The 23,575-nt window shown below is 63.3% G+C and carries 22 protein-coding genes and 1 pseudogene; 10 read left to right on the top strand and 13 right to left on the bottom strand.

The window, feature by feature from the left end:
* Positions 1-79: 79 nt before the first annotated feature.
* The 6 genes and pseudogenes from M727_RS0103270 to M727_RS0103295 all read right to left on the bottom strand — a co-directional run bounded on the left by M727_RS0103270 (position 80) and on the right by M727_RS0103295 (position 6,064).
* On the bottom strand, positions 80-1,501 hold the full coding sequence (locus tag M727_RS0103270; protein ID WP_051505510.1) for a glutamine synthetase family protein: 1,422 nt from the start codon (positions 1,499-1,501) through the stop codon (positions 80-82).
* 13 nt (positions 1,502-1,514) lie between these two features.
* Positions 1,515-2,895 (bottom strand): annotated as a pseudogene (locus tag M727_RS35735) (aspartate aminotransferase family protein).
* A 140-nt stretch (positions 2,896-3,035) separates the two neighbouring features.
* On the bottom strand, positions 3,036-4,010 hold the full coding sequence (locus tag M727_RS0103280) for a WD40 repeat domain-containing protein (protein ID WP_027151465.1): 975 nt from the start codon (positions 4,008-4,010) through the stop codon (positions 3,036-3,038).
* 122 nt (positions 4,011-4,132) lie between these two features.
* Complete coding sequence (locus M727_RS0103285) at positions 4,133-4,660, bottom strand: acetyltransferase (protein WP_027151466.1); 528 nt, start codon at positions 4,658-4,660, stop codon at positions 4,133-4,135.
* Positions 4,657-4,935 (bottom strand): DUF1778 domain-containing protein, encoded by a 279-nt coding sequence (locus M727_RS0103290; RefSeq protein WP_027151467.1) that lies wholly within the window; start codon positions 4,933-4,935, stop codon positions 4,657-4,659. The genes M727_RS0103285 and M727_RS0103290 overlap by 4 nt, the downstream gene beginning before the upstream one ends.
* 76 nt (positions 4,936-5,011) lie before the next feature.
* Entirely contained in the window at positions 5,012-6,064 is a 1,053-nt protein-coding gene (locus M727_RS0103295) for a GTP-binding protein (RefSeq protein WP_027151468.1), read from the bottom strand.
* 197 nt (positions 6,065-6,261) lie between these two features.
* On the opposite strand from M727_RS0103295, the gene M727_RS0103300 reads away from it, so the two are divergent.
* Both M727_RS0103300 and M727_RS35740 read left to right on the top strand, forming a co-directional pair.
* A complete protein-coding gene (locus M727_RS0103300) occupies positions 6,262-6,993 on the top strand; it encodes an intradiol ring-cleavage dioxygenase (protein ID WP_027151469.1) in 732 nt (243 codons plus the stop codon).
* 220 nt (positions 6,994-7,213) lie between these two features.
* On the top strand, positions 7,214-7,684 hold the full coding sequence (locus tag M727_RS35740) for a MarR family winged helix-turn-helix transcriptional regulator (RefSeq protein ID WP_023796815.1): 471 nt from the start codon (positions 7,214-7,216) through the stop codon (positions 7,682-7,684).
* 16 nt (positions 7,685-7,700) lie between these two features.
* Here the strand turns inward: M727_RS35740 and M727_RS0103310 are convergent, their stop codons facing one another.
* Positions 7,701-8,579, bottom strand: a complete 879-nt coding sequence (locus M727_RS0103310) for an AraC family transcriptional regulator (RefSeq protein WP_027151470.1) — start codon at positions 8,577-8,579, stop codon at positions 7,701-7,703.
* 35 nt (positions 8,580-8,614) lie between these two features.
* Here M727_RS0103310 and M727_RS0103315 point away from each other — a divergent pair, with 35 nt between their 5' ends.
* Positions 8,615-9,022 (top strand): DUF2000 family protein, encoded by a 408-nt coding sequence (locus M727_RS0103315; RefSeq protein ID WP_027151471.1) that lies wholly within the window; start codon positions 8,615-8,617, stop codon positions 9,020-9,022.
* A 32-nt stretch (positions 9,023-9,054) separates the two neighbouring features.
* Here the strand turns inward: M727_RS0103315 and M727_RS42260 are convergent, their stop codons facing one another.
* Entirely contained in the window at positions 9,055-9,354 is a 300-nt protein-coding gene (locus tag M727_RS42260; protein ID WP_198032597.1) for a hypothetical protein, read from the bottom strand.
* Here M727_RS42260 and M727_RS0103325 point away from each other — a divergent pair.
* The 3 genes from M727_RS0103325 to M727_RS0103335 all read left to right on the top strand — a co-directional run bounded on the left by M727_RS0103325 (position 9,302) and on the right by M727_RS0103335 (position 11,782).
* Positions 9,302-10,324 carry a LacI family DNA-binding transcriptional regulator gene (locus M727_RS0103325; RefSeq protein WP_023796812.1) on the top strand — a complete coding sequence of 341 codons (1,023 nt, stop codon included), beginning with the start codon at positions 9,302-9,304 and terminating at the stop codon, positions 10,322-10,324. The two genes, M727_RS42260 and M727_RS0103325, sit on opposite strands and share 53 nt — an antisense overlap.
* Positions 10,321-11,304 carry a 2-hydroxyacid dehydrogenase gene (locus tag M727_RS0103330; protein ID WP_027151473.1) on the top strand — a complete coding sequence of 328 codons (984 nt, stop codon included), beginning with the start codon at positions 10,321-10,323 and terminating at the stop codon, positions 11,302-11,304. The genes M727_RS0103325 and M727_RS0103330 overlap by 4 nt, the downstream gene beginning before the upstream one ends.
* A gap of 82 nt (positions 11,305-11,386) precedes the next feature.
* Positions 11,387-11,782 (top strand): hypothetical protein, encoded by a 396-nt coding sequence (locus tag M727_RS0103335; protein ID WP_027151474.1) that lies wholly within the window; start codon positions 11,387-11,389, stop codon positions 11,780-11,782.
* Positions 11,783-11,799: 17 nt separating this feature from the next.
* Here the strand turns inward: M727_RS0103335 and M727_RS0103340 are convergent, their stop codons facing one another.
* A complete protein-coding gene (locus M727_RS0103340) occupies positions 11,800-12,573 on the bottom strand; it encodes a gamma-glutamyl-gamma-aminobutyrate hydrolase family protein (protein WP_027151475.1) in 774 nt (257 codons plus the stop codon).
* A 288-nt stretch (positions 12,574-12,861) separates the two neighbouring features.
* Here M727_RS0103340 and M727_RS0103345 point away from each other — a divergent pair, with 288 nt between their 5' ends.
* Positions 12,862-13,971: a TRAP transporter substrate-binding protein gene (locus tag M727_RS0103345; RefSeq protein WP_027151476.1), complete on the top strand. Its 1,110-nt coding sequence runs from the start codon at positions 12,862-12,864 to the stop codon at positions 13,969-13,971.
* Positions 13,972-14,037: 66 nt separating this feature from the next.
* On the opposite strand, the gene M727_RS0103350 is transcribed toward M727_RS0103345, so the two are convergent.
* From M727_RS0103350 to M727_RS0103365, 4 genes are all read right to left on the bottom strand, one after another.
* On the bottom strand, positions 14,038-15,060 hold the full coding sequence (locus M727_RS0103350) for a zinc-dependent alcohol dehydrogenase family protein (protein WP_027151477.1): 1,023 nt from the start codon (positions 15,058-15,060) through the stop codon (positions 14,038-14,040).
* 19 nt (positions 15,061-15,079) lie between these two features.
* Positions 15,080-16,849: a TRAP transporter large permease subunit gene (locus M727_RS0103355; RefSeq protein WP_027151478.1), complete on the bottom strand. Its 1,770-nt coding sequence runs from the start codon at positions 16,847-16,849 to the stop codon at positions 15,080-15,082.
* Entirely contained in the window at positions 16,849-17,433 is a 585-nt protein-coding gene (locus M727_RS0103360; RefSeq protein WP_027151479.1) for a TRAP transporter small permease subunit, read from the bottom strand. The genes M727_RS0103355 and M727_RS0103360 overlap by 1 nt, the downstream gene beginning before the upstream one ends.
* Positions 17,434-17,707: 274 nt before the next feature.
* The gene (locus M727_RS0103365; RefSeq protein ID WP_027151480.1) at positions 17,708-18,613 is read right to left on the bottom strand and encodes a branched-chain amino acid ABC transporter permease; all 906 of its coding nucleotides are present in this window, start codon (positions 18,611-18,613) and stop codon (positions 17,708-17,710) included.
* A 100-nt stretch (positions 18,614-18,713) separates the two neighbouring features.
* Here M727_RS0103365 and M727_RS0103370 point away from each other — a divergent pair, with 100 nt between their 5' ends.
* The 3 genes from M727_RS0103370 to M727_RS0103380 all read left to right on the top strand — a co-directional run bounded on the left by M727_RS0103370 (position 18,714) and on the right by M727_RS0103380 (position 23,554).
* Positions 18,714-19,322 (top strand): CGNR zinc finger domain-containing protein, encoded by a 609-nt coding sequence (locus M727_RS0103370; protein ID WP_027151481.1) that lies wholly within the window; start codon positions 18,714-18,716, stop codon positions 19,320-19,322.
* The gene (locus M727_RS0103375; RefSeq protein ID WP_027151482.1) at positions 19,315-19,854 is read left to right on the top strand and encodes a hypothetical protein; all 540 of its coding nucleotides are present in this window, start codon (positions 19,315-19,317) and stop codon (positions 19,852-19,854) included. Before M727_RS0103370 ends, M727_RS0103375 begins: the two co-directional genes overlap by 8 nt.
* A gap of 220 nt (positions 19,855-20,074) precedes the next feature.
* Positions 20,075-23,554, top strand: a complete 3,480-nt coding sequence (locus M727_RS0103380; RefSeq protein ID WP_027151483.1) for an indolepyruvate ferredoxin oxidoreductase family protein — start codon at positions 20,075-20,077, stop codon at positions 23,552-23,554.
* The last annotated feature ends 21 nt before the right edge of the window (positions 23,555-23,575 follow it).

The raw sequence follows: 23,575 nt of genomic DNA on the forward strand, positions 1-23,575 counted from the left end.
ATGAGCGAAGCCCCCGAAAGGTTCCTTCAAATAGGCGGGACCCGGCTTTCGCTGGGCGAATGACCGGCGATGCGATGCCTCACACCTCGTGCAGATAGAGATGATAATCCAGTTCGCTGACCGTGCGCGCCACCCGCAGATATTCGGATTGCTTGATCGCCACGAATGTTCGGTGCAGGTCTTCCCCCAGCGCCGCTTTGAGGAATGTCGAGGCCCTTGCCGCCTCGATCGCGGCGCGCCAGTCCACCGGCATGGTGGTGCGCGTGATTGCTGATTCGTAGCCATTGCCGGTGGTTTCGGGGCCTGGATCGAGGCCCTCATCGAGACCCTTGACGATGCCGGCCAGCACGGTTGCCGCCACCAGATAGGGGTTGGCGTCGACGCCCGACGGCCGGTGCTCGATGCGCCGGTTTTTCGCGTCGCCAGCCGGCACGCGCAATGCCACCGAGCGGTTGTTGACGCCCCAGGTCGGCGCCACCGGCGCATAGGATTGCGAAACGAAACGCCGCCATGAATTGGCGTGCGGTGCAAACACCAGCATCGATTCGGCCATGGTCTGGATGAGGCCGCCCAGTCCGCGCAGCAGCGGCAAGGACCAGGTCTCGCCGCTGGCTTCGGCAAAGACGTTGTTGCCGGCCTTGTCCTGCAGCGAGACATGGAAATGCATGCCGGAGCCGGCGTATTTCTCGATCGGCTTGGCCATGAAGCAGGCAGTGACGCCGTGGCGGCGCGCCTGCGCCCGCACCAGCCGCTTCAGCATGACGAGGTCGTCGGCGGCCCGCATCACGTCCTTGCGATAGTTAAGCGTCAGTTCGTACTGGCCTGGCGCATATTCGGAAATGACCGTCTCGGCCGGGATGCCTTGCACCCTGGCCGCGGCATAGATATCGGAAAACAGCGGCTCCATGCCGTGCAGATGGTCGACGGAATAGACCTCTGTCTTGGCCGAGCGGCGGCCGTCGAGCACCGCGTGCGCCGGCTGCACCTTGCCGTCGGCGTCGCGCTCGTTGGCAAGCAGGAAGAATTCGAGCTCGAAGGCGCCGGCCGGATGCAGGCCCTTGGCCGCCAGTATCTCTACCTGACGGCCCAACGCCAGGCGCGGGTCGGAGGACATCGGCTGGCCATCGAGATGGTACATCGCCATCAGCACCTGGCCGCGCGGCGGCTGTGTGCCGAACAGCGGCACCAGCGTGCCGGGGATCGGCCATGCCCGCAGGTCGCCGTCGCCCGTCGTCCAGATCAGTCCGGTCTCGTGCACGTCCTCGCCGGTGATGTCGAGGCCGAGGATCGAGATCGGCATATGCCTGCCGCCCTCGAAGATGCTCATCAACTCGTGCCGACGCACGATCTTGCCACGCCCAACGCCATTGGCGTCGGTCAGCACGATGTCGAACGCTTCGATCTCGGGATGGGCGTCGAGAAAGGTTTGCGCCTCGGCGGGTGTCGAGCCCGAAGGCGAGGCGATGATGGCGTTCAAAGTTTGCTTGTGCGCTTCTCTCATGTGCAAGCTTGTCTCATGCCGCGAGCCTTGCCGCAACCGCGCCGAAGGCGGTGATCAGGCGGTTCACCTGGGCAGCGCTGGTCGCCGGCGAGATCAGCATCATGTTGTGGAACGGCGCGATCAGCACGCCGCGATTGACCAGCGCGACATGGATAGCCGCTTCGAGCGCCGGTGCGTGCGCTGCTTCCGCCTCGCCGCCATTCCTCAGCGGGCCGGGTGCGCAGATGAACTCGACACGGGCGCCGACTCGGGCAACATGCCAAGGCAGGCGGTAACGGTCGATGACGGCGGTCAGCCCGGCGTCGAGCCGCCGCGCCAGATGGTCCATATGGCTATAGTTCTCGTCGGTCATCACCTCTTCGAGCGTGGCGCGCATCGCTGCGAACTGCAGCGGATTGGCCGAGAGCGTCGTGCCCATGCCGGAATAGCCTGGTTCCTTGGTCCTGACATAGTCGGCATAGCGGGTGGCGACGCCATCGCTCATGCCCCAGACGCTGGCCGGCACGCCGCGGCGATCGGCTTGCCGAGCACGAACAGGTCCGGCTCCAGGCCGTGTTTCCTGGTGTAGCCGCCGGGACCGGTCGAGATCGTGTGCGTCTCGTCGATCAGAAGCAGGGTGCCAGCGGCGCGGGTGAGACGCCGCAGCGCGTTGTGGAAGCCGGGATCGGGCAGCACCATGCAGGAATTGGTCAGCACCGGCTCGGTGACGACACAGGCGATTTGCTGGTCCCGGAGTGCTGTCTCAAGCGCCGGCACATCGTTGAACTCGACGACATCGGTCGCCCCGGTCAGGTCGCGGAATTCGCCGGCCAGTCCTGGCCGGTTGGCCGGTCTGCCGTCGACCAGGCGCACCATCGTCTCGTCGACCGAGCCGTGATAGCAGCCGTTGAAGACCAGGATCTTGCCCCGGCCGGTGATGGCGCGGGCGACGCGCAGCGCGAAGCGGTTGGCATCGGTCGCCGTTGTCGCAATCTGCCAGAACGGCAGGCCGAAGCGCTGTTGCAGCAGCGGGCCGATGGCGAGTGCATCTTCCGAAGGCAGCATGTAGGTCAGGCCGCGTCCGACCTGCCTACGGATCGCGCTGGCGACAGGCGGCGGCGAGTGGCCGACATCGAGCCGGTGTCGCCGAGGCAGAAATCGTCGAGCCGATTGCCGTCGATGTCAGTGATAGTGGCGCCTCTGGCGCTGTCGACCAGTATCGGGAACGGCGTCGGCCAGTCATTCATCCAGTGCATCGGCACGCCGCCGAAGAAGCCCGGCAGGCCGTTGCCGACCTTGGCTGCCGATTTCGGCCTTGCCTTGCGGAAGGCTTCGGCCTCGATCTCGCGCAGATCGGCGATGCGAGCAGTGCTGATGCCACCGATGGCCATCCTCGAATGGTCGATTATATGCATGAATGCCCCTCTCATGCGTCATAGGGGAATAGGGGAATAGGGGAATAGGGGAATAGGGGAATAGGGGAATAGGGGAATAGGGGAATAGGGCAATAGGGGAATGTGTTCCTACTCCCTTACTGCCCTACTCCCCTACGGCCCTATGCCGAAATATCGATGACGCCGCAGTCGCCGGCGGCGCTGCCGAAGGCGACGCGGCGTTCCTCCTTGTCCCACATCATCGAGGTAATGGCGCCCTTGCCCGGTCGGCGCAGAAGCACCTCCTTGGCGTCGGCGAAACGCACCGCCATCACCATGCCGTCGTCATAGCCGACGGCGACGACATCCTGGCTTGGATGGCAGGCGACCGAGGTCACCATGGCGTTGCCGCGCGTGCCGAGTTCCAGCGGCGCCTTGCCCATTGGCCCGTCCTTGCCCGAAAACGGCCAGACGATCGCCGCCGGGGCACCGGAACTGGCCAGCCATTTTCCCTTGGGCGCCCATGACAGGCTTTTGACTTTGCCGGGATAGCCGCTCATCCGCATGTGCTTGCCATCGGCGAGCTTCCAGCCATGCAGCGCGTTCTCCTGCATGGTGGTGACGAGGAAGGCGCCATCCGGCGAGAAGGTGATGCCGGTATGGGCGCCGGCCCATTCCAGCTCGACCGGCTTGCCGTTTGCCGCCGGGAAATGCAGCGTCGCGCCATTGTAGCGGGCGACGCCGAAGCGCATGCCCTTGGGCGAGAACGCCAGCCCCTCGACCGAACGCGGATGCGGGAATTCCTTGGTCTTGCCGTCGGAGAAACGCACGAAGGCGATCTTGCCCGAGGCATAGGCGACGGCGCCTTGTGGTCCGGCGGCAACGCTGGTGATCCATTTCTTCCCGGCGCTTGCCAATTCTGCCGCATTGCCGCCGGCGGTAACGGAAAAAATCTTGCCGTCCTCGCCGCTGGTGATCAGCCGGTCGTTGGCCGCATCGTGGAAGGCGGCGAGCAGCCCGTCATTGGCCTGCGCCGTCTTGTGGCCATGGTCCAGCCGATGGATTGTGCCGTCGGCCAGTGCGAAATGCGGCACGTCGCCAAGGAAAACGGCGGCGATGCAATGTCCCTGGAGATCAAGCGGGGCGACTGTGGGCATGGCTATCGTGGTTCACGGCTGGACAAGATTGCAGGGGCGGCTTAGGCGGCTTACTCGACGTTTGCGGTTCCGGCAACCATGAGGATCTGCATCGAAACCACAATTGTGGCGACAGGCGATCGTCAAAGCAGTCCCTTGGCCCGCAGACCAGTTGCGAAGGTGGCCAATGGCATCACCAAGGTCAAATCCTGGGCTTGGAGGCTCTCGGCACCATACCTGGCATACCACAGTGCTGCCCGCTCGTTATTGGCGTCGATGATGAGCAGGATGCCGCCGCCGTCACCTGCAAGCCGCAGGCAGCGCAACGCGGCGGCGGCTAGCAACTGACCTCCGAGCCCTTGCCCGGCGACGGCCCGGTCGGTTGCAAGCCGGGCAAGCTTGAAGCCGGAAACCTCGTGTCGCGCCAAGCCTCTCGTCATGGCGTCGGGCATTGCTTCATGAGCTACCGCGGAAGGGGCAATTGTATAGAAACCGAGGACCCGGTCCGAATCCACGTTGTCGATCGCACAGAAGGTCTTGGCCGCGTTCTGATCGTGGCTCTGCCGTGCGAACCGCCGCAGAAAATCGTTCATCTGCGCATCACCGCAATCGAAAGAAGCCCGATCGTGCCGTTTCGCAATCGGCTCCTCGTGCCAGAACGGAAGCGTCACAGAGTATCCGGCAAGGCGGCAATCGCCGCTCGCAGCCTGGCATTGGGTTTCGGCGGGTTCTCAAGTAGGTCAAGGATGCGTGTGAAGTCGCGGTTGGAAACCCTCATCAGCTCGGCAGCTTCGATCACGGCCTGCGCTTCGGGTACGATCTTGTCGAGGATGAAATCGGCCATGTCCTTGTGCGACAGCGCCGCAGCGCGGGCGATGATCGCCTTCTGCGCCGGTGGAATGCGCATCTGATAACGTTCGGTTTTATTGTCGGCGGATCTGGACATGACCTGTCCTCTTTTGTACCACTCACGTACACATGATATGTGTACACAAGGCAATAATCAATCCTTATTCGGTCCGTTACGCCTGGCAGGCATCAAAACTCTTCTTCAGCCGCTCGGGGTCGAGTTCGCGGCCGATGAACACCAGCCGGCTCTCGTGCTTCTCGCCGTCCTTCCAGGCGCGCTGGTGGTCGCCCTCGATGATCATGTGCACGCCCTGAATGACGTAGCGCTCGTCATCGCCTTTAAGCGCGATGATCCCTTTCAGACGCAGGATGTTAGGGCCTTCCATCTGGGTGATCTTCTCGATCCAGGGGAAGAATTTTTTCGGGTCCATCTCGCCGCCCCGCAGAGACACCGACTGCACCGTCACGTCATGGATATCGGACGGGTGCGCGTGATGATGGTGGTCCTCCCCGTCATGGTGATGATGGTGGTCATGGCCGTCGTGATCATGATGGTCGTGGTCGTCACGCGCCTCGAGGAAATGCGGATCGTTCTCCAGCGCCCGGGAAAGGTCGAAGGCGCCGCGGTCGAGCACCTCGGACAGCGCCACGCCGGCGCGCGTGGTGCGATGGATCCGGGCCGCCGGGTTGATCGCGCGGATCGTCGCCTCGACCTTGCTCAGTTCCTCCGGCGTGACGAGATCGGTCTTGTTGAGCACGACGACATCGGCAAAGGCGATCTGGTCCTCGGCTTCGCGAGAATCCTTCAGCCGCAACGGCAGGTGCTTGGCGTCCACCAGCGCCACCACCGCGTCGAGCCTGGTCTTGGAGCGCACGTCGTCGTCCATGAAGAAGGTCTGCGCCACCGGCACCGGATCGGCGAGGCCGGTCGTCTCGATCACGATGGCGTCGAAGCGGCCTGGCCGGCGCATCAAGCCCTCGACGACGCGGATCAGGTCGCCGCGTACCGTGCAGCAGACGCAACCATTGTTCATCTCATAGATTTCCTCGTCGGATTCCACGATCAACTCGTTGTCGATGCCGATCTCACCGAACTCATTGACGATGACGGCGTAGCGCTTGCCGTGGCTTTCCGAAAGGATGCGGTTTAGCAGCGTCGTCTTGCCGGCGCCAAGATAGCCGGTGAGAACGGTTACGGGGATTTGTATCGTCTGCACATCGCTCATGTTGGGCCTCGAAAAGGATTGTTGGCTCCATATAGGATGCACGCCGCGCTTTTGCACGTGGCAACCGATGGGCCAAACAGGTCGCCAACATTGCCGGGCTTTCCCAACATTGCCGGGTTTTCATTGGCGTTGGCTGGTCTCACCGACTAGATAAGACCAAGCCAGCTTGCTCGACAGAAACCAAAAAGAGGCGCCGGATGTCCGATAACCCGTCCTCCTTGCCATTGAGCCGGCGCCAGGCGCTTGGCCTCATTGCCGTTAGTGCGGGCGGCGGTGTCTTTCTGCCGGGCATCGCGCCGGCGCAGCAGGCCTCGCCCTATGCCGGGCTTGCCCTGTTCGATAGCGGCGCCGGCGTCTGCGCCATCACACCGGAAGCGACTGAGGGCCCGTTCTATTTCGACCCGAAGCTCGAACGCGCCGATATCACCGAAGGCAAAGCGGGCATTGCCCTCAATCTGCGGCTGCAGGTCATCGACGCAGGCTGCCGGCCGCTTGCCGGCGCGCGGGTCGATATCTGGCATTGCGACGCGCAAGGCCATTATTCAGGCTATCCGGGACAAGGCGACGGCCAGGATGTCGATACGTCAGGCCAGAGTTTTCTGCGCGGTTGGCAAAAGACCGATGACAGCGGCATCGTCTCGTTCGCCACCATCTATCCCGGCTGGTATCGCGGCCGCACCACCCACATCCATTTCAAAGTCTTCCCCAACGACAATTCGGTGATGACCGGCCAGCTGTTTTTCCCCGACGGCCTGAGCGAACAGATATTCACCACTGTCGCGCCCTACACCGACCGGTCCGGCAAGCGGGATACGTCGAACGCCAGGGACGGTATCGCGCGGCGCGCCGGGTTGCTTTCGCAGGCGGCGCTGCGCGAGGTGGCGGACGCTTACCAGGCCCTGATGATCGTCGCGGTGAGGGCTGATTGAGTCCCGCATCGGGTGTGTGGCGTTCCTGCCGAACGCGACCACCTGCGCTGAAAAGTCGTTTGTCATCTAACTGAAATAAACATCTGGCATTAGCCACGGCGGACACCGCATTGCTTGCCGGCAAAGCTGTTTTGCAAGCTGGATCTTTTTTGATCGTCCATTGCCAACCGGGCGGCTGCCTCTATGCTGTCCACACCGGTTCGGCCGAAGAGGGATAGCCATGGCCAAGGCGGACAAGACTGCGACAATGAGCCGGCTGCATTCGGCGGCGCGGCTGGCGCGTACGGCACTCGCAGCGCGGCTTTTGGCGCACGGCTTCTATGCCGGCCAGGACCAGATCATGCTGGCGCTCGACCGTGAGGACGGGCAGACGCCCGGCAATCTTGCCGGTCGCCTCGGTGTTCGCCCGCCGACCATCACCAAGACCATCAACCGGCTGCAGGCGCAAGGCTTTCTGGAAAAACGCGCTTCTTCCGCCGATGCTCGCCAGGCCCATATCTTTCTGACCGACACTGGCCGCGAAATCATTCATGCCATCGAGAAATCGGTGAAGAAGACCGAGAAGCAGGCGCTGAAGGGGCTCGATAAAAAGGACCAGAAGGCGCTGTTCAAGCTGCTCGCCCGCGTTGAGGCGAACCTCTCGAATGGAGAGATGGTTCTCGTCGATGACGAGATCGACGCCGACGAATGATCCGCGGCTGACGCCATTAGGCAGCGGCTGCTGACGATCCATGCACCAATGCCGACCAGCGGCCCGGCGTGACACCGAACGCCTTCTTGAAGTGCCTGCTGAAATGACTTTGGTCGTTGAAACCGGCCGCTATTGCGATCTGCGCCAATGACTCGCTCGCCTCGATCATGCGGCGTGCTCGCTGAAGCCGGCGCATCAAGAGAAAGCGGTGCGGACTGGTGGAGAAAGCGGCACGGAAATGCCGCGACAGGGCATAGCGATCGAGCCCGGTGATCGCCTCCAGTTCCTCGGAACGGACGGTACGGAAAACATTTTCTTCCAGATAGTTGCGTGCCAGGCTGACAGCCCGCCACGCTGTCCTTGGGATCGGTTTCGCCGGCAGGCCTGAATGCCGTGCCAGGCTTTGCATCAATTGCGCAACGAAGTCGGCGACAAACAGATCGTCCAGCTTCTGGTCCAACGGCCCCAGCGCCGAAAGCAGCCGCGTGCGGAAAACAGGATCCGTCACCACGGCATTCCTGACGAAAGGCAGCGATGCGCCTGTCTGATCGAGGCAGTCCAGCACGATGGACGGCTCCAGATAAAGTATCCTGTAACGCAAACCGTCTTCAGTGCCGGCGCCGCCATCGTGCAATTCGTCGGGATGGAGCACGATAATCTGGCCGGGCAGGCTGTGATGCGTCGCGCCGCGATACCGGAAAGTCTGGACGCCATGCAGCGTCACGCCGATGGCGTAGGTATCGTGACGATGGAGATCGAAGGCGCTGCCGTGGAACCGGGCCTCGATACGCTCCATTCCGACGCAATCGGGCGCCGAGATGACGCAATTCTCAGCCGCGTCAACGCACAAACGTCCAAGACCCTGAAAGGCCTCGCCATCTAGACCGTGTGACATCGCTTCATTCACAAACCTCGAATGGCAAATGTCTCATGTTCGACACGAAATTTGCAATCGTGCTGCAGGATAACCTTCCCGTCTGGCAAAAGCTCAACGTAACCGCGTTCCTGACCAGCGGCATCGTCGCGCAGTATAGCGACATCATCGGCGAACCCTATCGCGACCGCGCCGGCAATATCTACAATCCGCTCTCGATCCAGCCGATCATCGTGCTTTCGGCCGATCGCTCGACGCTAAGTGCGATCCACCGGCGGGCGCTGGAGCGCGGTGTGACGACCTCGCTCTACGTCGACGAAATGTTTTCGACCGGCCACGACGCGGCGAACCGCGCCGTCTTTGCCAAATTCGCACCCGACGATGCCAAGGTCGTCGGAATCGCGCTGCGCGCCGAAAAGAAGCTTGTCGACAAGATCACCAAAGGTGCCCGCATGCATCCCTGACGCATATCGACACTGGTTCATCCTGTTGACGCTCAGTGTCCTCGGCGCTCGTCATCGTCGCCAGCGGCTTTTGTATCGTTCATCGCGAGCACCGGCTTCGCGTGCGCAACCGCGCTACCCTCGACGTCGAGGTGGATGCGCTGGGAAAAAAACTTTGATTTGTTTCGGAAGGGTGGCATAAGGCCGCGTTTAAACTGTTTAGACCATGATCCCGAAACGGGCATCCGGTTTCGCTGGAGATCATGGATCAGCTCTGGATCGTCGGGGGAGCGCAAGGCGCTGGCACAGAAGATCAAGCTTTCGACGATCGCGGATGCGCTCGGTGTGTCCACGGCCACGGTCTCGCTGGCCCTGCGCGACAGCCCGCTGGTTGCTGGAAACACCCGCGACCGCATCAAGGAACATGCCCGCGCCATCGGCTATATCTACAATCGCCGCGCCGCCAGCCTGCGCACCTCGCGTTCGGGCATCGTCGGCGTCGTCGTCCACGACATCATGAATCCTTTCTTCGCCGAGATCCTGCGCTCGATCGAAAGCGAGCTCGACCGCAGCCGGCAGACCTTCATCCTGTCGAACCATTACGACCAGCTCGAAAAGCAGCGCACCTTCATAGACACGCTTTTGCAGCTTGGCGCCGACGGCGTCATCATGTCGCCGGCCATCGGCACGCCGCCCGAAGACATCTTCATGGCCGAGGAAAACGGCCTGCCGGCGGTGCTGATCGCACGCACCGTCGAAGGCGCTGACGTGCCGGTGTTTCGTGGCGACGATGCCTATGGCACCGGGCTAGCCACCAACCATCTGATCTCGCTCGGCCATAAACGCATCGCCATGATCGGCGGCACCGACCAGACCTCGACCGGCCGCGACCGCTACCAAGGCTATCTCAACGCCATGGAGGCGGCAGGGCTGGAGGTCAGGCCGTCCTGGCGCATCCCCGGCCCGCGCACCAAACAAGCTGGCTTCGAGGCCGCCGGGCAGTTCCTGGCGCTGAAGGACAAGCCGACCGCGGCCTGCTGCTGGAACGACCTCGTCGCCATCGGCCTGATGAACGGCATTGCACGCGCCGGGCTGGTGCCGGGCATTGACATATCCGTGACCGGCTATGACGATCTCGAGGAAGCGGCGATCGCGACGCCGGCGCTGACCACCGTGTGGAATGGCCAGCGTGAAGTCGGCCGCCGCGCCGCCAGCGCGCTGCTCGACAAGCTCAATGGGCAGATGGTGCGGCCGTCGCAGGAACTGATCAAGCCGGAACTGCATGTGCGCCAGTCGACCGGCAAACCAGTGGAACGTGCATGACAAAAGCCGAACAGCAGCAAGCAGTCGCCATTCTGGTGCCGGGCCAATTCAACGACCACGCGGTAGGCCGCATCGACCGGACGTTCAGCCGCGCCTGGATCGAACGGCCGGATGCGTCGCTGGTCACCGACGAGATGCGCCGGACGGTGCGCGGCGTTGCCGCCTTTGGCGGGATCAACGCAGCCCTCATCGACGCGCTGCCGAATCTCGAGATCATCGCCAATTTCGGCGTCGGCTATGATTCGGTCGATGCCCGTCACGCAGCGCAGCGCGGCGTCATGGTCACCAACACGCCGGATGTTCTGACCGAGGAGGTCGCCGATACGGCGATCGGGCTTTTGATCAACACCGTCCGAGAGCTGCCGCGCGCCGAGACCTGGCTGCGCGACGGCAGTTGGGCACGCAATGGCAACTATCCGCTAAGTCGGCTGACCTTGCGCGGCCGTCGTGTCGGTATTTTCGGCATGGGCCGCATCGGTCTCGCCATTGCGCGCCGGCTGGAGGCCTTTGGGCTGCCGATCGCCTATCACAACCGGCGCCAGGTCGAAGGCTTGCCCTACGAATACCACGGCACGCTGAAAGGCCTTGCCGAGGCGGTCGATACGCTGATCTCGGTGGCGCCCGGCGGCGCCTCGACGGAAAAGGCGGTCAACGCCGAGATCCTGTCGGCGCTCGGCCCGAATGGCGTCTTCGTCAACATCGGTCGCGGCAGCACGGTCGACGAGGCAGCACTTGCCGCGGCGCTTGCCGGCGACACCATCGCCGCTGCCGGGCTCGATGTCTTCGCCGACGAGCCGAACGTGCCGCCGGCGCTGCTCGCCGCCCCCAACACTTCACTTTTGCCGCATGTCGGCTCGGCTTCGGAACATACCCGCCGCGCCATGGCCGATCTGTGCGTCGACAATCTGATTTCCTGGTTTTCGAAAGGGAGGGCGTTGACGCCGGTGCCGGAAACGGAAAAGCTCAAGGCGCGCAGCTGAGCGGCACGCTTTCGTATTTGTTAACCACGGTTTAACGCTTTGAAATCATCTTTATCTATCGCCAAACACCCGGAGAACGCAGATGAAAGCACTTGCTGCATTGATAGCGGTGGTCGCGCTGTTCGGCAGCGTTCAGCTGTTTCACAGCGGCGGAGGCGAAGGCCGCACAGCCGATGAGTCAGCGCAGTCGCCCGGCGACTACCGGCTGGTGGCCAATGGCGACGAAGCGTCCTGCGCGGTCAAGCGCGGCACTGAGGTTGCGCATGGCCTGTCGCTGTTGACAGTCACTGCGAATTGCCACCGGGTCTTGCCCGGCATCGAGCGCGCGAAATTCTGGCGCGAGCAGGATGATGGCACGGTCACCTTCAGCGCGAACGGCATCGACCCGATCGTCACTTTCGGCGTCGCCGACGGCGACGGTTATGAATCCTACGCACCAGCCCTGCCGCTGCTGTCGCTGGCGGCCAGCAGCGATTGACGCTGACGTCCGACGAACTATTCCGCGGCGGCCCGCGCGCCGGATTTCGCCGCGGCGTGCAGGCGCACCGCGTCGCCGAAGGCGCGGAATATCCTTGCTGAGACGCTGTCCGACTTGACCCAGTATTCGGGATGCCACTGGACGCCGACGGCGAAAGCGCGGGCGTCGCGCACCGAAACCGCCTCGACCGTGCCGTCAGTGGCGACCGCCTCTATCTGCAGCTTCGGGCCGAGCCGGTCGATGGCCTGGCGGTGCACCGAATTGACCATGATGTCGCCTGCCCCGAACACGCCGGCGAGGCAGCTTCCGGGCTTGATCGAAATGGTCTGGCGGATGGCGAAGCGTTCGTCCTGATTGTCGCTCGCCGGTGCCCGATGGTCCAGCGATCCCTCGCGCTCCTGGATTTCTGTGGCTAGCGTGCCGCCCAGCGCCACATTCATCTCCTGGATGCCGCGGCAGATGGCGAGCAGCGGCACGCCGCGCTCCACTGCCTTGCGGATCAGCGGCAGCGTCGTGGCGTCGCGGGCCGGATCGTAGGGGCCGTTGGCCTCGCTGGCATCGCCGCCATAGATCGTGGGATGAACATTGGACTTCGAGCCGGTGATCATGACGCCGTCGACCGATGACAGGAGTTCATCGAAATCGAGCCGGTCGCCGAAGGACGGCACCAGCACCGGGAACACGCCGGCGGCCGAAAGCGCCGCCTCCAGATATTGCTGCGGAGCGGCATGCCAGGTGTAGTTGTCGAACTGGCGGACGTCGGTCGATATGGCGACTAGCGGCTGCTGCATTTTTAATCCGGGTCCATTCAGTGCAAGGATATGTTCTGCCTTTAAAATAGGCGATCCGACGGCGCTTTGCCATGACAAGTTCGGCATGTCGCATGGGCCACGGAAGGGGCGTTAGACTTAAGTTGCAGGAGGTGCGTTTGCGTCACGTTTTTCGCGAAAACGCCGCCGGCAAAACCGGCTCCAATGGCTGGACTCGACTTCTTGCCCGTGTATTGTTTGCCGCGAAGCCGATCCGGGGCACAGAGCATCTCCCGAACGTCGGTCTGTTGATCCAATAGGGAGGACTGCATGGATCGTCGATCATTCATCCGCAAGGCCGGTGTGACCGGTGTCGGCGCTGCGGCGGCTACGGCGGCGCTTGCCGCGCCGGCTATCGCCCAAACCAACCCGAAAGTGACATGGCGCCTGGCGTCGTCCTTCCCGAAGTCCCTCGATACGATCTATGGCGGCGCCGAGGTCTTTTCCAGGATGCTCTCGGAGGCGACCGACGGCAACTTCCAGGTGCAGGTCTTCGCTGCCGGTGAACTGGTGCCCGGCCTGCAGGTCGCGGATGCCACCACCGCCGGCACCGTCGAGGCCTGCCATACGGTGGCATATTATTATTGGGGCAAGGACCCGACATGGGCTTTGGGTGCCGCGGTTCCGTTCTCGCTCAACGCGCGCGGCATCAATGCCTGGCATTACCACGGCGGCGGCATCGATCTGTTCAACGAGTTTCTGGCCACGCAGGGCCTTTTTGGCTTGCCGGGTGGCAATACCGGCGTGCAGATGGGCGGCTGGTTCCGCAAGGAAATCAACACCGTCGCCGACCTTTCCGGCCTCAAGATGCGCATCGGTGGCTTTGCCGGCAAAGTGGTGCAAAGGCTCGGCGTCGTGCCGCAGCAGATCGCCGGCGGCGATATCTATCCAGCGCTGGAAAAAGGCACCATCGACGCCGCCGAATGGGTCGGCCCTTATGACGATGAGAAACTCGGCTTCTACAAGGTCGCGCCCAATTATTATTATCCTGGCTGGTGGGAAGGCGGGCCGACCGTCCATCTGATGTTCAACAAGGCGAAATACGAGGAGCTTTCGCCGGCCTACAAGGCGCTGGTGCACACCGCCGCGCACGCCGCCGACGCCAACATGCTGCAGAAATACGACTTTCTGAATCCGGCGGCCGTGAGGCGGCTGGTGTCGGGGGGCGCCAAATTGCGACCGTTCAGCCAGGAGATCTTGGCAGCCTGCTTCGAAAAGGCAAACGAGGTCTATGGCGAGATGGAAGCCTCGAACGCGCCGTTCAAGAAGATATGGGACTCGATCAAGGCGTTCCGCAAGGAGCACTATCTCTGGGCGCAGGTGGCCGAATACAACTACGACACCTTCATGATGGTCCAGCAGCGCTCCGGCAAACTCTGACAATAGTCTAGTTTCGGCACCACGCGTTCTTCGGACGCGTGGCGCCGAAACGCTTTGATTTGCCGATCAGAGGGGCAGCACCAGCACCTTGACCTCGCCTGGCGCAGGCGGATTGGCGATCACCGCAGCCGCCTCCTCAAGCGTCACCTGCCGGGAGATGAGCTTGTCGATCTCGATCGCACCCGAGGCGATGAGATCGGCAGCCCGGCGATGCGTAAACGGATTGAGGAAAGAGCCCAATACCCTCAATTCCCGGAACAACAGGTCGAAAGGTTCGAATTCTGCTTTCATGCCTTGAGGCATCACGCCGACAACGACAACCGTGCCGCCGGCCCTGGCAAGCCGCATCGATTGCTCGACCGTCTCTCTTACGCCAGCACATTCGAACACCACATCGACGCCGCCCGGCATGAGGCCCGACGGACCGACGACCGTGTCGATGATATCGCAAGCGATTGGATCGACCGTTACCGTCGCGCCCAATTCTTTGGCAAGGGCACGCCGCGAGGTCTGGCGCGTCGACAGGATGATTGTCGTCGCGCCGGCAAGCCTCGCCAGTTGCACGGTGAGCAGGCCGATCACGCCGCCGCCAAGCACGGCGACCGAGGAGCCGGGTCTGACCTGCGCCAGGTCCAAGCCATGCAAGCAGCAGCCAAGCGGCTCGCAGAACGCGCCATGCGTCGGCTTCAGGTCGTTCGGGAGGAGGAAGGCCTGCTTGTGAGGCAGCACGACATATTCGGCGAAGCCGCCATCGCGGCGGATGCCGATGGCAACCAGATTATGACAGAGATTGGTGCGACCGGCGTGGCAGTGCGGACAGCGCCCGCAGGCGATGTTGGGATCGCCGGTTACGCGATCGCCGACAGAAAAGCCGGACACGGCGGTTCCAATCGCCTCGACGATCCCGGAGAATTCATGTCCGAGCGTCACCGGCGGCGTACAGGGAAATTCGCCATGGAAAAGATGCCGGTCTGTGCCGCAGACGCCGCATGCCTCGATCCGCACTAGTAGATCGTCCGGCCCGGCCACCGGCTTGTTGACGTCCCGAAGGACGATGCTGCCGACGCCCTCCAGCCGCACCGCTCTCATGTCTGTGGAGCCTCCGGCGTCAATTGAAACTCGGTGGTTGGGACAGATCGGGCGCTGGCGCTGCCGGCTTGGCAGCCGGCGTTTCACCGAAATTCGGCGGCTGCGACAGATCCGGTGCAGGCGCAGTCGGTGCCGTGCCGCCATCCGCTGGCGGAACGCCAAGCGGCGACAGGCTCGGCGTTTCCGGCACCTGGTAGTCGATCGTGCCCGGGTCCGCTGCCGTGCCCTTGTAGTGCATCACCATTTGCGGGAAGGCGATGGTCAAGCCGATCATAATGACCTGGATGCAAACGAAGGGCACCGCCCCCCAATAGATCTGGCCGGTGGTTACCGGCGCGATCTGTTTGCCGGTAAGGCGATCCAGATAGGGCACCCGGGCGGCGACCGAACGCAGGTAGAACAGCGCGAAGCCGAAGGGTGGATGCATGAAGCTGGTCTGCATGTTGACGCCGAGCAGTACGCCGAACCAGATCAGGTCGATACCGAGCTTGTCGGCGGCCGGCGCCAAAAGCGGCACGATGATGAAGGCGAGCTCGAAGAAATCGAGGAAGAAGGCGAGCAGGAAGACGAGGATGTTGACGCCGATCAGGAAGCCGATCTCGCCGCCCGGCAGCGATGTCAGGAGGTGTTCGACCCAGATATGGCCATTGACACCATAAAAAGTGAGCGAGAACACTCGCGCGCCGATCAGGATGAACAGCACGAACGACGACAGCCGCGTCGTCGACGCCAGCGCCTGCTTGATCACGTCCAGCGACAGCCGCCCCTTCATCGCCGCCATGATCAGCGCGCCGACAGCGCCCATGGCGCCGCCTTCGGTCGGCGTGGCGATGCCGAGGAAGATGGTGCCCAGCACCAGGAAGATCAGCGCCAGTGGCGGGATCAGCACGATGATCACCTGCTGCGCCAGCCGCGACATCATGTTGATCTTCAGGCGCTGATCGGCGATTGCCACGACATAGATGAGGATCACGCCGATGGTGGCGCCGAGGATGTCGGCGTTTTGGCCCTGCGTGGGCGCCAGATAGCGATACGCCGCGTAGGAAACCACGACGGCCGCCAGCACCGCGACCAGCAGCGACAGGACACCGTGGCCGAGGGTGCGGGCCTCAAGCGGCAGGGCCGGCATCGACTTCGGCCTGACGATCGACATGATCACGATATACGACGTGTAAAGGCCGGTCAGAACCAGCCCCGGGATCAGCGCACCCGCATACATATCTCCAACCGAGCGGCCGAGCTGGTCGGCCAGAACGATCAGCACCAGCGAGGGCGGGATGATCTGGGCGAGGGTACCCGACGCGGCAATGACGCCGGACGCCACACGGCGGTCATAGCCGTTGCGCAGCATGATCGGCAGCGAGATCAGGCCCATGGCGATGACGGAGGCAGCCACCACACCCGTGGTTGCGGCAAGCAGCGCGCCGACGAAGATCACGGCATAGGCGAGGCCGCCGCGGATCGGCCCGAACAATTGGCCGATCGTGTCGAGAAGGTCCTCGGCCATGCCCGATCGTTCGAGCACGATGCCCATGAAAGTGAAGAACGGGATGGCCAGCAGCGTGTCGTTCGACATCACCCTGCTGCCGTAGAAATTATCCGGCAGCGCGTGCAGAAGCGGCCAGGCGAGATTGATCGAGCCGCCCGAATAGGGTGACAGCACAACACCGATGAAGAAGAACAGCAGGCCGTTGGCGGCGAGCGAAAATGCCACCGGATAGCCGATCAGCAGGAAGATGACCAGCGAGGCGAACATGATCGGCGCCATGTTCTGGGCGATGAACTCGATCACGAGCGCACCTCTTCGGCGAGCGCCTTCGCTTCGAGTTCGGCCTGCTCATGCACCGATATGAACGGGGTGGGATCGTCCATGTCGCCGCGCATGATGGCGACCTTCTTGATGATCTCGGAAATGCCCTGAAGCGCTAGCAGGAAAAAGCCGGCCAGCAGGATCGCCTTCGCCGGCCAGATGATCAGCCCGCCGGAATTGTTCGACATTTCCCCGCTGCGAAACGACAGCGACACATAGGGAACGAAATAGATCACCATCAGCGTGACGAACGGCATCAGGAAAAACAGGTGACCGAGAAGGTCGATCCAGTGCTGCACGCGGCGCGAGAACATGCCGTAGACGACGTCGATGCGGATATGGTCGTTCTGCTTCAGCGTGTAGGCGGCCGCCAGCATGAAGGCGGCGCCGAACAAATACCACTGCAGTTCCAGCCAGGCGTTCGACGACATGTCGAACGTCTTTCGGATGACCGCATTGGCGGCACTGACCAGGACTGCCAGCAGGATCAGCCACGACACCCATTTGCCGATGAACTCGTTCACACGGTCAATGGTTCTGGATAGAGTGAGAAGCCCTGCCATACATTCCTCCCTTTACGCATCAGCCCGAAAATCGGTGTCGATTTTCGGAAAGCATGGTGCGTGCCTCAAAGAATTAGCGGCGCGCCGATTCCCGCTTGTTTTCCGCCGCTTCGATGTGGCCCAACGGTATGCCGTGCGTGGCCCGGCGGGTCAACACAGGGCAGACCGAGTAAAACAATCTTGTGGGATGGGGAAGGGGCGAAACAGCCGCGGAAGGGATCATGCGCAAAAATCAAAGTGACGTCTGCAGCCAACGCTACCCAGGTTGGCGCAGTCAGACGATCTTGCTCTGCTCTCGCCCGGCGCCGATCAGCACCAGCATGGCGACGAGGAACAGATACATCCAGGCGTCGCGCCACTCGACCGGAAAATAGCCGGCCCACAGCGATTCGGCCATGCCGAAAGCGGCAGCGCCAAGTGCTGCCCGCAACGGCGAGAGATAGCCGCCCACCGCCGTCACGAACAGGATTTTCAGCCCGTAGACCAGGCCGGAGCCGAAGCTGATGTTGCCATAGTAGAGGCCGGCGAGGACACCGGCCAGCGCCGCGCAAAGGCCGCCGGCGAGCACCGCGTGCCGAAACACCGCGCGCACGTCGACGCCGCACATGGCGGCGGCTTTGGGGTCGTCGGACACGGCGCGCCAGCGCCGGCCGAAACTCGAGCGGGCGAACGCCCAGGAGGCGAGCACTATGGTTGCCACGACGATCCCGCAGTCGAGCAATTGGATAAGCGTCAGGGTGGCATTGAAGTTGGCCCCGTTCGCAAAAATGATGGGCTGGGCCAGCATTGGCGGCAGCCACAGATCATGCGTGTCAGCGGCGATGCGGCTGGCCTCCGACAGCAGCAGCAATATGCCCAGCGTCGTCACCACGATCGCATTGGGCGTGCGGTCGGCCAGCGGCTCGAAGATGCTGCGCGACAGGACATGGCTGATCAGCCCCGCATACAGGAACGCCGCGACAATTCCGAGCGCGACGGCCGCAAACAGGGTCAGCCACAGGGCCTGATAGCCGAAGGCCGCGGTGAGGATCATCGTCTGTCCGCAAAAGGCGAACAGCGCCCCATAGGCGAGGTTCGTCCGGTGCAGGATGCCGTTGGTCAGCACATAGCCGAAGGCGAGCAGGGCATAGAGCGCGCCGGAATGCAGCCCGTTCAGCACCTGCTGGAAGAAATAGAGCATGCGAATGTCCTTGGATCGCGGAGAACCGCGTCCGTGCGGAGCAGATTTGCATCGGCAATCTAACTTGTCAAATGCAGCTTATCGGTTAGAAATGGCGCCCATGACGGTTTCCTGGACCCCGCACCGCTTCACTGGCGGCCTTCTTGCGCTCGACACGGCGAACACCGTCGTGCTGCGCGGCGATCCCCGGGAAACCTTCGACCGGTTCAAAGATTCGGCGGAGATCGCCCGTTTCGCCGACGCGGCGAGCGTCTTTCGCGCCGCCGAGCTTGGCGGCAGGCGGCTCGAAGCGCCGTTCCCGGACAAGATCGCGCCGGTCGTGCTGGCGATCCGCGAGACGACCGACCGGCTGTTTCGTCGTGCGGTCTCGAAGGGCGCGGTCACCACAGGCGATCTGTCTGGCTTCCTGAAGGCCTGCGCCGAGGGTCTCACGGACGGCCGCACCGAGATCGGTGCGCCGGGACGGCCGTTCGGCGAGCCGGCGACGCCCATCGCCTTCGAGGCGGCACTGGCGGTTTCCGCACTGTCGCTGCTGCAGGCTGACACCGTCGCAAGGCTGAGGATCTGCCCCAATTGCAGCTGGTTGTTTCTCGACCGAAGCCGCAATTCCAGCCGTCGTTGGTGCGACATGGCGGTGTGCGGCAACCGCCAGAAGGCAAGTCGCCACTATCGCCGCCGAACGGCAGCCAGAGGGACCGCCAATGTCTAGGAAAATCTTGCGCCTGATCGTTGTCGGCGCCATGCTCGTGGCCGCGGCAACGCTCGGCGCCTGCCGCGATACCGGCAAGGACGGCGAAGGCAGATTGTTCGAGATTTCCGGCAGGCTGGTCGTCTTCAATTATCGCTTCGCAAGGGCAACCTTTGTCGTCACGCTGAGACCGCTGCAGCCGATGGGAGAAGGACAGGCGGCGGTCGCCAGCTTCCAGAACCCAGCAGGCGGCGAGCCGCTGATCGTCGAACAGAAAATCTGGCCGAAGCTCGGCAAGGTGTCGCTGGAGAGCCCGGCGCTTTCCTGCATCGTCAAGGACAAGCCCTATGCGATCTCGATCAGCATCAAGGATGCCAACGGTGCAATCCTCCAGAAGATCGACACCACGCTGATGTCGACGCAGGACCAATCGGTCCTGCCCGACCGGCCGCTGGTAATCGATCAGCTCTATACGCCCAATCCAGAGCTTGCCGGCCATCCGGACGGCAAGCTGCCGGGCGCGCCCAAGCCCGACTGTTCGAAGGCCGGCTGACGCGACATCGCCGGTATCGGTCGCGGCCGGAATTTTCTTGGCGCTGACGGACCAATTGGTGCGCGTTTCTTACAGAATCGGGCGTGGACCGGATCGTTTGTTGCGCCTCGCCTGGCATCTTCGATTTTGTTTGACCTGCCCGGCAAGGGGAGAAACACTGCAGCCTCCAACTCCGACGTTGGCTGCGCTCGAACTGCGGCCTCCGCAGAGGAAATGCCTGATGACGCTGCATGATGTCGCGCTCGACGACAAGTTCGACCTGCGAAAGGAGCGCATCTTCCTTTCCGGCGCGCAGGCGGTCATCCGCATGCTTTTGATGCAGCGCGAGCGCGACCGCCGGGCTGGCCTGAACACCGCTGGCTTCGTCTCCGGCTATCGCGGCTCGCCGCTCGGCGGCCTCGACATGCAGCTTTGGAAGGCCAGGAAGCAGCTCGCCCAGTCGGACATCGTCTTCCAGCCCGGCCTCAACGAGGAACTCGCGGCCACCGCCTGCTGGGGATCGCAGCAGGCCGAATTGCTGGGCGAGGGCACGCATGACGGCGTCTTTTCGGTCTGGTACGGCAAGGGACCGGGCGTCGACCGCTCCGGCGACGTCTTCCGCCATGCCAATCTCGCCGGCTCGTCAAGACATGGCGGCGTGCTCGCCCTGATGGGCGACGACCACATGGCCGAATCCTCGACCAACGCGCACGCGACCGAGTTCCTGTTTGTCGACACCATGGTGCCGATCCTCAATCCGGCCGGGGTCCAGGAGATCATCGACTATGGGCTCTATGGCATTGCCATGTCGCGCTTCGCCGGCACTTGGGCGGCGATCAAATGCGTCAAGGACAACATCGAATCGACGGCTTCGGTCGATGCCGCGCTCGAACGGCTTGATATCGTCAACCCGGACTTCGACATGCCGCCCGGCGGCCTCAACATCCGCAACGAGATCGACATGCTCGGCCAGGAGGAGCGACTGCATGAATACAAACGCGCCGCCGCTTCGGCCTTTATCCACGCCAACGGGCTGAACCGGATCGTCTATTCCGGCGGCAGTGGCCCGAAGCTTGGCATCGTCACCATCGGCAAGAGTTATCTCGACGTTCGCCAGGCGCTGGAAGACATCGGTGTCGACGAAGCCGCCGCCAACCGCATCGGTATCAGGCTGTTCAAGGTTGGCTGCCCGTGGCCGCTCGACCTGCAGCACATCGCCGACTTCGCTCGCGGCCTCGACACCATTGTCGTCGTCGAGGAGAAACGCTCGCTGATCGAGGTGCAACTGCGCGAGAACCTTTACGGCACTGCCATGCAGCCGGTCATCGTCGGCAAGAGGGACGAGCGCGGCGACGGGCTGTTCCCGGCCAAGGGCGCGCTCGATCCCAACGACATCGCCATCGCGCTCGGCGAGAGAATCTTGCGGACGATCGGTCCGTCGGACGAGATCGCCGCGCGGGTGGCGAAACTTCGCCAGTTCCAGGCGATGCTCGCCGACACAACAGACATCGCCTCGCGCACGCCCTTCTTCTGCTCCGGCTGCCCGCACAATTCCTCGACCAAGGTGCCAGACGGCTCGCTCGCCGCCGCTGGCATCGGCTGCCATTTCATGGCGCTGTGGATGGATCGCAATACCGTTGGTTTCACCGCCATGGGCGGTGAGGGCGCGCAATGGGTCGGCCAGGCGCCGTTCTCGAAGCGCGACCACATCTTCCAGAATCTCGGCGACGGCACCTACAACCACTCCGGCGCGCTGGCGATCCGCTTCGCGCTGTCGACCGACGCCAACATCACCTACAAGATCCTCTACAACGACGCCGTCGCCATGACCGGCGGCCAGCCGCACGAGGGTGGCCTGACCGTGGACATGATTGCCAGGCAGGTGCGGGCCGAGGGCGTCGGGCGGATCGCCATCGTCACCGACGAACCGGCCAAATATACCGGCAAGGTCGAATTCCCCGCCGGCGCCAGCATCCATCACCGCGACGACCTCGACCTCGTGCAGCGCGAATTGCGCGCGGTCAGGGGCACATCCGTGCTGATCTACGACCAGACCTGCGCCGCCGAAAAGCGCCGCCGCCGCAAGCGCGGCACCTTCCCCGATCCCGACAAGCGCGTCTTCATCAACGAACTGGTCTGCGAAGGCTGCGGCGATTGTGGGGTGCAGTCGAACTGTGTGTCGATCCAGCCGGTCGAGACCGAATTCGGCCGCAAGCGCAAGATCGATCAGTCGAGCTGCAACAAGGATTTCTCCTGCATCAACGGCTTCTGTCCGTCCTTCGTCACCGTGCATGGCGCCAAGATCAGGAAGGCCGAGGGTATGGCCGGCACCACCGATCCGCTCGACGGCGTGCCCACGCCCGCGGAATTCCCGCTCGGTGACCAAGGCTGGGCGGCGATCATCAACGGCGTCGGCGGCACCGGCGTCGTCACCATCGGCGCGGTGCTTGGCATGGCGGCTCATCTCGAAGACAAGGGCTGCGGCATGATCGACATGGCCGGGCTTGCCCAGAAGGGCGGCTCGGTGTTCACCCACGTCCGCATCGCGCGCAGCCCGCGCGATATCCATGCCATCCGCGTTTCGGCCGGCAAGGCAGACCTTGTGCTTGGCTGCGACCTCGTCGTGTCGGGCGCCCAAAAGGTGCTCGCCGCGGTGCGCGAAGGCCACACGATCTTCCTCGCCAACACCGCGGAGATCATGCCCGGCGAGTTTACCCGGTCGGCCGATTTCTCGCTGCCGGTTGAGCGGCTGAAAAAGGCGATCCGCACTGCCGCCGGCGACGACAAGGCGCATTTTTTCGATGCCACCCGCACCGCCACCGCGCTGTTCGGCAGCTCGCTCGGCGCCAACATGTTCATGCTCGGCTTCGCCTTTCAGCACGGCGGCTTGCCGCTGTCTGCCGAGGCAGTCGAAAAGGCGATCGAGCTCAACGGGCAGTCGGTGGCGATGAACGTCTCAGCCTTCCGCTGGGGCCGCCGCGCCGCCCACCAGCCGGATTTCGTGCGCGCCCTCGTCGTCCAGCCGGGCACGGCTGCACAGAACACCGCTGTCGCCGAAACGCTCGATGACGTCATCACCCGCCGCGTCGCCTTCCTCACCGCCTATCAGAACGCCGCCTATGGCAAGCGCTATGCCGACAGAGTGGCTGCGCTGCGCAAGGCCGAAGCCAGCGTGGCGCCCGGTTCGACTGATGTGACCGAGGCCGCCGCGAGGAACCTGTTCAAGCTGATGGCGATCAAGGACGAATACGAGGTGGCAAGGCTCTACACCGATGGCTCCTTTGCCGCTGAACTGGGCAAGCAGTTCCAGAGCTACGACAAACTCGAATTCCATCTCGCCCCGCCGATCTTGGCCAGGCGCGGCAAGGACGGCAAGCCGAGGAAGTCGAGCTTCGGTCCCTGGATGATGAAGGGGTTCCGCCTGCTGGCAGCGATGAAAGGCTTGCGCGGCACGGTGTTTGATGTGTTCGGCTACAGCTCCGAAAGGCGTATGGAACGGCAGCTTCTTGTGCAGTACGAGGCCGACCTGGAGCTTGTCGCCGGCGCGCTGGCGCCAGGCAAGGTCGAGGCCGCGGCAGCGCTTGCCTCGGTGCCGGCACTCATTCGCGGCTATGGTCACGTCAGGCGGGCCAGCGCCGAAAAGGCGGCCGGCGAGCGCCTGAGGCTGCTCGATCGCCTGGCGAAGACACCGGCTCGGCCGAAACTCCAGGCCGCCGAGTGAATGCCTTATCTGAAGAAGCTC

The sequence above is a fragment of the Mesorhizobium sp. WSM2561 genome (assembly GCF_000513915.1).
In the GTDB taxonomy this organism is placed as follows: Bacteria; Pseudomonadota; Alphaproteobacteria; order Rhizobiales; family Rhizobiaceae; genus Mesorhizobium; species Mesorhizobium muleiense.